We start from the raw sequence: 8,503 nt of genomic DNA on the forward strand, positions 1-8,503 counted from the left end.
GGTGGGGGCACCGCGGGGGTTCCTCACGGGTGCGGGTGGGTGCGGGCTGTCAGTGGGTGATCACTGACAGCCAAGCGGGCGGGTGTGGTCGGCGTCAAGGGTGGGGTGCGCGTTACTCGCGTCAACGAGGGTGGGGGTGGCTGTAGTTGGGGTTTTCGCCCCCGCCGCCCCTACCCTTCCCGTCCCTTCAAGGGGCTCCGCCCCTTGGACCCCGGGGGGCGCCTGAGAGCTCGGGGGGGTGGGTTCGTTGGCGGGTGCGGGCGGGTGCGGGCGGGTCGGTGGCTGGTCGCGCCCGCGCGGCGGAGCCGCAGATCCCGCACAGCCCCGCGCCCCTCAACGGTCCGGGGGCGTCACCCCACCGTGCGGGCTGCCGCGCGGCCGGCCGTGCGGCCGGAGAAGAGGCAGCCGCCGAGGAACGTGCCCTCCAGGGCCCGGTAGCCGTGGACGCCGCCGCCGCCGAAGCCGGCGGCCTCACCCGCGGCGTAGAGGCCGGGCAGGGGCTCGCCGCTGTCGGTCAGGACGCGCGAGGAGAGGTCGGTCTCCAGGCCGCCGAGGGTCTTGCGGGTGAGGATGTGCAGCTTGACCGCGATCAGCGGCCCCGCCGCGGGGTCGAGGATGCGGTGCGGCGCCGCCGTGCGGATCAGCCGGTCGCCGAGGAACCTGCGTGCCCCGCGGATCGCGGTCACCTGGAGGTCCTTGGTGTACGGGTTGGCCACCTCGCGGTCGCGGGCGACGATCTCGCGGCGCAGTTCCGCCTCGTCGATCAGCGGCTCCTCGGTGAGCGCGTTCATGCGGCGCACCAGTGCGCCGAGGTCCTTCTCGACGACGAAGTCGGCGCCGTGCTCCATGAAGGCCCGCACCGGCCCCGGCACGTCCGTGCGCGCCCGCCCGAGGACGTCGCGCACCGACTTCCCCGTCAGATCGGGGTTCTGCTCGGAGCCGGAGAGCGCGAACTCCTTGCCGATGATCTTCCGGTCGAGGACGAACCACGTGTAGTCGTACCCGGTACGCATGATGTGTTCGAGCGTGCCGAGGGTGTCGAAGCCGGGGAAGAGCGGCACCGGCAGCCGTCGGCCGCGCGCGTCGAGCCAGAGCGAGGAGGGGCCGGGCAGGATGCGGATGCCGTGCTTGTCCCAGATGGGGTCCCAGTTCTGGACGCCCTCGGTGTAGTGCCACATCCGGTCGCGGTTGATCACGTGCGCGCCGGCCGTCTCGGCGATGCCGAGCATCATGCCGTCGACGTGCGCGGGAACGCCGGAGATCATGTGCTCGGGCGGGGTGCCGAGGCGTTCCGGCCAGTGGGCGCGGACCAGGTCGAAGTTGCCGCCGATGCCGCCGGAGGTGACGATCACCGCCTGTGCCCGGTACTCGAAGGCTCCGATGACGGTACGGCTGCTGGCGCGCCCGCGCTCGACGTCCGAGGGCTCCAGCACCTCGCCGGAGACGGTGTCGAGGGCGCCGCCGGAGCGGGACAGCCCGGTGACCCGGTGCCGGAACGCCGGCCGCACCAGTCCCCGGGCGACGCCCTCCCGTACCCGGCGCTCGAACGGTGCGACCACTCCCGGCCCGGTCCCCCACGTGATGTGGAAGCGCGGCACGGAGTTGCCGTGCCCGATGGCGCCGTAGCCGCCGCGCTCGGCCCAGTTCACGAGGGGGAAGAACCGCACGCCCTGCCGGTACAGCCAGGAGCGCTTCTCCCCGGCCGCGAAGTCGACGTACGCCTCGGCCCAGCGGCGCGGCCAGTGGTCTTCCGGACGGTCGAACGCGGCCGTGCCCATCCAGTCCTGGAGGGCGAGCGCGTGACTGTCCTTGATCCGCATGCGGCGCTGCTCGGGCGAGTCGACGAGGAACAGTCCGCCGAACGACCAGAACGCCTGGCCGCCCATGGACTGCTCGGGCTCCTGGTCGAGGAGGATCACCTTGCGGCCGGCGTCCACCAGTTCCGCCGTCGCGGCGAGACCGGCGAGGCCCGCTCCGATCACGATCACGTCAGCGTCGTAGGCCATGCGCGTTTCCTCTCGCCCCGTCGTCGTACCGCACCGCCGACTCTCTTGTTACCGGCTGGTCAGATCCTTGGGGCAGGCGGGTGACCGCGTCAACCGTCCGCACGGCCCGCCTCCGGCGTCGGGCGCCGGATCCGGGGTACTGACGAGCGCGTCACAGCCCGGGGCACTCACGGGCGGGGCGCGGCCCGGGCCGCTACAGTCAGCGGGATACGCCTTCCGTGACCCCGCTGAGTTATCGAGGTACACAGCGTGTCGGTACTGGTTCTGGTTCTCTCGGTGAGCGCTGCCGTCTGTCTGGGCGTCGGGTTCGTGCTCCAGCAGAATGCCGCCCAGCAGGCGCCGCTGAGCGACTTCCTCTCCCCCCGGCTGCTGCTCGACCTGATGCGGGTGCCGCGCTGGCTGGGCGGGATCGGGTGCATGATCGCCGGCATGGTGCTGGGCGCGGTCGCGCTGTCCCAGGGCGAGGTGTCCCTGGTCGAGCCGCTGCTCGCCACGAACCTGCTGTTCGCGCTGGTGCTGTCCCGGCACTGGCCGCGCGGCGCGCAGGCCCGCCGGCCGCTGGGCCGGCAGGGCTGGTCGGGGCTGCTGATGCTGGCGGGGGGCGTCACCGCGTTCATCGTCGCGGGCCGGCCGAGCGGCGGGCAGGCGGTCGCCGATCCGGTACGGCACTGGGCGATCATCGGCTCGATGGCGGGGCTCGCGCTGCTGCTGACGACGGCGGCGAAACGTTCCCGGATGAGCACCGCGCCGGTGCTGCTGGCGCTCGCGGCGGGGCTGCTGTACGGCATGCAGGACGCGCTCACCCGGGTGAGCGGACAGCGGTTCACCCACGGCGGCTTCACGGAACTGTTCACCGGCTGGCAGCCGTACGGGGTGGTGGTGTGCGGGGCGACGGGGCTGCTGCTGGTGCAGAGCGCGTTCGAGACGGCGTCCCTGCGGATGTCGCTCCCCGCGCTGACGGCGGCGGAGCCGTTGGCGGGCATCACGTGCGGGGTGGGGTTCCTCGGTGACCGGCTGCGCACGGATGTCGGCGCGCTGACGTGGGAGGCGACGGGGCTGGCGGCGATCGTGGTCGGCATCGTGCTGCTCGGCGCGCATCCGGCGATGCCGTGCGGGGGCGACGCGGCGAGCCGCGAAACGAAGCAGGACCATGACCGGGACCTGCAAGCGTATTAGGGCGCCTTGGAGCTCAGGGGCTTCTGTTCGTGGGCGGGTGCGGGTGCGGGTGCGGTGCGGGTGCGGGTGCGGGTGGGACGTGGCTGGTCACGCAGTTCCCCGCGCCCCTCAGTCCCCGCGCCCCACAGAACCCGGGGCGCTCCTCGTTTTTCAGGGGCGCGGGGAACTGCGCGAGAAGTCCCCACCCCCCGCACCCGCCCGACGCACCTCATCCACCCGAGCTCTCCGGGGTCCAAGGGGCGGAGCCCCTTGAGGACGGGAAGGGTAGGGGCGGCGGGGGCGAGAACATGTTGGATGGGCACCATGACTGCCTCGGACGAAACCCCCGCACCCGACCCCGCCGACGAGATCCTCGACGTCGTGGACGTGGACGACCGCGTCGTCGGACAGGCCCGCCGCGGCGAGGTCTACGCCCGCGGCCTCCGCCATCGCTGCGTCTTCATCCAGGCCCGCGACGCGGCGGACCGCATCTTCGTGCACCGCCGCACCCCCACCAAGCTCGTCTTCCCCTCCCTCTACGACATGTTCGTCGGCGGCGTCGTCGGCGCCGGCGAGTCGTACGACGACGCGGCGCTGCGGGAGGCGGAGGAAGAACTCGGCGTCTCGGGGCTGCCGCGGCCCGAGCCGCTGTTCCGGTTCCTGTACGAGGACCCGGCGACGGGGCACGGCTGGTGGTCGGCGGTGTACGAGGTGCGGTGCGTGCTGCCGGTGCGGCCGCAGGTGGAGGAGGTCGCGTGGCACGGGTTCCTCGCCGAGGGGGAGGTGGAGGCGCGGCTCGGGGAGTGGGAGTGGGTGCCGGACGGGTTGGCGGCGTACGAACGGCTGCGGAAGTGGCGGGGTGGGCGCGGGGTGTGATGCGCCCCCCGCCCCCTGAATCGGCCGGATAAGGTCCCGTACGTGAGTGATCTCGTGCGGAACGTCCGGTTGTGGTTCGTGCCGGAGGAGGTGCGGGGGGAAGGCAGTACGCCCGACTACCGGTTCTCATTGGCCAACGAGCGGACCTTCCTCGCCTGGCTGCGGACCGCCCTCGCCCTGATCGGCGGGGGCTTCGCCGTGGACCAGTTCCTGCCGGACCTGGGCCGGGCCTGGCGCATCGGGCTGGCGCTCGCCCTGCTCGCCGCCGGTGTGCTGTGCGCGCTGCGGGCCGTCAACCACTGGGTGCGGTGCGAGCGGGCGATGCGGCGGGGGGAGGACCTGCCGGTCTCGCGCTTCCCCGTACTGCTCGGCATCGCGATCGGCGTCGTCGCCGTCGCGATGGTCGTCGTCGTGCTGCTCGGCCGGGAATGAGGACACCCCCCGCCCCCGGGACCGGCCGCGACCCCGGGTTGCAGCCCGAGCGCACCCGGCTCGCCTGGCGGCGTACGACCCTGTCGTGCACGGTCGCCGCCGTGCTCGCCGTGAAGACCGCGCTGCACGGCGGCTCCGCGGCCGGCTACGCCGTCTGCCTGGCCTGCGGCGCGCTCTGGCTGGCCTTCCTCGCCCTGGCGCACGTCCGCATCCGCACCCTGGCGTCGGCACCGGTCGCCGGTCCGCCGCGCATGTCCGCCCGGCACGCCGCGCTCGCCGCGCTGGCCACGGTGGCGCTCGCCGTGTGCGCGGCCGTCCTGGTGGTGTGAGGGGCGGCGGGGCACCCCCGAGCCACCGGGGGGCACCCCCCTGCCACTGCGGAGCGCCCCCGTGCCACCGTGGTTCCCGTCACGTCGGCCGTCACCCCCGTGTCGCCCACTGGACGACATACCGACCGGTCGGCATCATGAGCGGGTCACCGTTTTCCGGCGTAGGAGCGACGATGAGTCCAGACCATCCGCCAGGTCTCGATCCCGACCGGCTGCGCGAGCTGCTCGCGCGGGAGCGGCCCGGGCTTGTGCGCGGTCCCCTGACCGGCCGGCTGATCGAGGGCGGACGGTCGAATCTGACGTACGCGGTCTCCGACGGCACCACCAGGTGGGTCGTACGACGGCCCCCGCTCGGCCACGTCCTGGCCACCGCGCACGACATGCGGCGCGAGCACCGGGTGATCAGCGCGCTGTACCCGACGGCCGTACCCGTGCCGCGCCCGGTGCTGCTGTGCGAGGACCCGGAGAACGAGGCGGCGCCCGGGGCGCCGTTCTACGTCATGGAGTTCGTCGAGGGCACCCCGTACCGGACGGCCGACCAGCTCGCCCCGCTCGGTCCGGAGCGGACCCGGGAGGCGGTGCTCGGCCTCGTCGACACGCTCGTCGAGCTGCACGCCGTGGACCCGGCGGAGGTCGGGCTCGCGGACTTCGGCCGGCCCGAGGGCTTCCTCGACCGGCAGCTGCGGCGCTGGGGCAAGCAGCTCGACGCCTCCCGCAACCGCGAGCTGCCCGGCATCGACGAGCTGCACGCCGCGCTCGGCCGGAGGCTGCCGCACTCCCCCGCGCCCGCCGTCGTGCACGGCGACTACCGGCTGGACAACGTCCTGCTCGGCAACGACGACCGGATCACCGCCATCCTGGACTGGGAGATGTCCACGCTCGGCGACCCGCTCACCGACCTGGGCCTGCTGACCATGTACAGCGTGCCGCTCGGGCTGTCCGACTCCCCCGTCTCCACCACGGCCACGGCCCCGGGGCACCCGTCCCCGGCGGAGCTGGTCGAGCGGTACGCCGCGCGCTCGGGGCGCGACGTGTCCGCCGTCTCCTGGTACACGGCGTTCGCCTGGTTCAAGCTCGCCGTGATCCTGGAGGGCATCCACTACCGGTACACGCTCGGCCAGACGGTCGGCGCCGGCTTCGACCGGATCGGGGATCTCGTCCCGGTCTTCATCGAACACGGCCTGACCACCCTGAAGCACGGCTCCGAGGAGGGCTGATCCGTCATGGACTTCGCGTTCGACGCGCGCACCGAGGAGCTGCGCGCAAAGCTGCTGGCCTTCATGGACGAGCACGTGTACCCCGCCGAGGCGGTCGCCGAGGAGCAGCGGGCGCGGCTCGCCTCGCCCTGGGACACCCCGGCGGTGGTGGAGGAGCTCAAGGCCGAGGCCCGCAGGCAGGACCTGTGGAACCTCTTCCTGCCCGACCCGGAGTACGGCGCCGGGCTCACCAACCTCCAGTACGCGCCGCTCGCCGAGATCACCGGCCGCTCCCCGCAGCTCGCGCCGACCGCGCTGAACTGCGCGGCGCCGGACACCGGCAACATGGAGGTGCTGGCCCAGTTCGGCGACGAGCGGCAGCGCAAGCAGTGGCTGGAGCCGCTCCTTGCCGGTGAGATCCGCTCGGCGTTCGCGATGACCGAACCGGAGGTGGCGTCGTCGGACGCGACCAACATCGAGACGCGGATCGAGCGTGAGGGCGACCAGTACGTCATCACCGGGCGCAAGTGGTACATCTCCGGGGCGATGAACCCCGACTGCAAGATCTTCATCGTGATGGGCAAGACGGACCCGGACGGCTCCGACGTGCGCCGGCAGCAGTCCATGGTGCTCGTGCCGCGGGACACGCCCGGCGTGACGGTGAAGCGGGCGATGCGGGTCTTCGGGTACGAGGACCACTACCACGGCGGGCACGCGGAGGTCGTCTTCGACCAGGCGCGCGTGCCGGTGTCGAACCTGGTCGGCGAGGAGGGCGGCGGGTTCGCCATCGCACAGGCGCGGCTCGGTCCCGGCCGTATCCACCACTGCATGCGGCTGATCGGCATGGCCGAGCGGGCGATCGAGCTGATGTGCCGGCGGGCGGTGTCGCGCACGGCGTTCGGCAAGGCGCTGGCGCAGCAGGGGGTCGTCCACAACTGGATCGCGGACGCGCGGGTCGCCGTCGAGCAGTTGCGGCTGCTGGTGCTGAAGACAGCCTGGATGATGGACACGGTGGGCAACCGGGGCGCGCACACGGAGATCCAGGCGATCAAGATCGCGACCCCGCGCACGGTGGTCGGCATCCTCGACCGGGCGATTCAGCTGCACGGGGCGGGCGGCGTGAGCCAGGACTTCCCGCTGGCGGAACTGTACGCGGGCGCCCGCACGCTGATGCTGGCGGACGGGCCGGACGAAGTACACCAACGCTCCCTGGCGCGGCGGGAGTTGAAGCGGTACGTGTAAGGACGGCCTGTTGCGCCCGGGCAATCGGGCGCGCGACGGTGCGCTACCCTCCCCGGGGGCGCCTTTGCCCTGGTGGTGTGCCGAACGGCGGCTTCCGGGGCGGGTGTTGGTCGAACCCGGAAGGCGCCCCGCGTTTCAGGGGCGAGGCCGGGAAGTGACGTATGCGCGCATCAATCGGACGTGGTGAGACGTCGGGCGACGCCCGGAAGGCGGCGTCCGGCCGCCCCGGGGCCCACCGTCCGGGTGCGCGCGCGTCCACTGCGCCGTCGCGCGTGGCGGACGTCCTGTCGCTGCAACGCCTGGCCGGCAACGCCGCGACGGCCAGGGTCATCGCCGTGCAGCGCGAGGCGGACGGCGGACGGCACGGCCGGGGGTACGACGACGCGGACCTGGCCTACGGCGACTTGCCGGGGAGTTCCGCGGGCTCCTCCCGCGGACGGCAGCGGCCCGGGGACGACGACGCCGACCTGGCCTACGGCCCCTACTACGAGGCTCCGGAACCCGCCGGCGCCCCGTTCCACGGCATGGTGGGCGGGGTGAGCTTCGTGAGCGAGACCGACGGCGCGGCGATGCGGAAGATCTACGACTTCGTGTCCGCCGCGGCTCCCCATTTCCGCCGGGAACTCGCCGCCGTCGGCTCCGTCACGGTGCGGTTCGGCCGCACCAAGGGCGGAACCCCCGGCGAATGGCGGGCGGGCAGCCGCTCCATCACGTTGGACAACAGGCGGGGGGACACCGCTCATCTCCGTGGAACCGCCGTCTTCGAGATCCTCAACGCGGCGGCGGCGCCCCGTGTGACGACCCTGGAGAACGAGGTGCGCAGCGGCAGACTGGACGTCCAGGCGCAGCGGTCGGGATGGCAGCCCGCCGCGTTCTTCGCGATGGAGGTGGAGCGCATCGAATGGGAGAACGGGCTGAGGCACCGGGCGGTCGTGGCCGCCGCGGGCGGAGCGGGTACGGGTGCCGATCTGTTCTCCGCCGAGGGCGACTTCAACGCCTTCTACGGGCGCCAGGTGCGCGCCGGCCACACGCACAGCTACGAATGGCGCTACAGCTATCTGCGCGAAGAGGCGGCCTCCGAGGAACGCCGCCGCCGAGCGGCGGAAGGGACCGCCCCGTCCCGGACGGACCAGGGACACGGCCACCCCGCGCAGGAGTCCCAGCGCCGCTAGGGGGTGTCTTGTCGATCATTGGTCGAGCCAGATGAGGGTGCTGGCGAGGGTGATGGCGGCGAGGTAGCGGTCGGAGCGTTTGTCGTAGCGGGTGG

The 8,503-nt window shown here is 73.0% G+C and carries 8 protein-coding genes; 7 read left to right on the plus strand and 1 reads right to left on the minus strand.

From position 1 onward, the window contains the following. Positions 1–350: 350 nt before the first annotated feature. Entirely contained in the window at positions 351–2,006 is a 1,656-nt protein-coding gene (locus tag IO29_RS30795; RefSeq protein WP_030381498.1) for an FAD-binding dehydrogenase, read from the minus strand. A 249-nt stretch (positions 2,007–2,255) separates the two neighbouring features. Here IO29_RS30795 and IO29_RS30800 point away from each other — a divergent pair, with 249 nt between their 5' ends. From IO29_RS30800 to IO29_RS30830, 7 genes are all read left to right on the plus strand, one after another. Further along, the gene (locus tag IO29_RS30800) at positions 2,256–3,182 is read left to right on the plus strand and encodes a DMT family transporter (RefSeq protein ID WP_030381497.1); all 927 of its coding nucleotides are present in this window, start codon (positions 2,256–2,258) and stop codon (positions 3,180–3,182) included. Positions 3,183–3,485: 303 nt separating this feature from the next. Further along, on the plus strand, positions 3,486–4,037 hold the full coding sequence (locus tag IO29_RS30805) for an NUDIX hydrolase (RefSeq protein ID WP_033225709.1): 552 nt from the start codon (positions 3,486–3,488) through the stop codon (positions 4,035–4,037). A 42-nt stretch (positions 4,038–4,079) separates the two neighbouring features. Beyond that, on the plus strand, positions 4,080–4,469 hold the full coding sequence (locus IO29_RS30810; RefSeq protein ID WP_030381495.1) for a YidH family protein: 390 nt from the start codon (positions 4,080–4,082) through the stop codon (positions 4,467–4,469). Then, the gene (locus tag IO29_RS30815; RefSeq protein WP_030381494.1) at positions 4,466–4,798 is read left to right on the plus strand and encodes a DUF202 domain-containing protein; all 333 of its coding nucleotides are present in this window, start codon (positions 4,466–4,468) and stop codon (positions 4,796–4,798) included. Before IO29_RS30810 ends, IO29_RS30815 begins: the two co-directional genes overlap by 4 nt. 173 nt (positions 4,799–4,971) lie before the next feature. Beyond that, positions 4,972–6,015, plus strand: coding sequence for a phosphotransferase family protein (locus IO29_RS30820; protein ID WP_030381493.1), 1,044 nt, complete (start codon positions 4,972–4,974; stop codon positions 6,013–6,015). 6 nt (positions 6,016–6,021) lie between these two features. Continuing rightward, on the plus strand, positions 6,022–7,236 hold the full coding sequence (locus IO29_RS30825; RefSeq protein ID WP_030381492.1) for an acyl-CoA dehydrogenase family protein: 1,215 nt from the start codon (positions 6,022–6,024) through the stop codon (positions 7,234–7,236). A 272-nt stretch (positions 7,237–7,508) separates the two neighbouring features. Then, positions 7,509–8,408 (plus strand): hypothetical protein, encoded by a 900-nt coding sequence (locus IO29_RS30830; protein ID WP_030381491.1) that lies wholly within the window; start codon positions 7,509–7,511, stop codon positions 8,406–8,408. Positions 8,409–8,503: the final 95 nt, after the last annotated feature.

The sequence above is a fragment of the Streptomyces sp. NRRL F-6676 genome (genome assembly GCF_000725625.1).
In the GTDB taxonomy this organism is placed as follows: domain Bacteria; phylum Actinomycetota; class Actinomycetes; order Streptomycetales; family Streptomycetaceae; genus Streptomyces.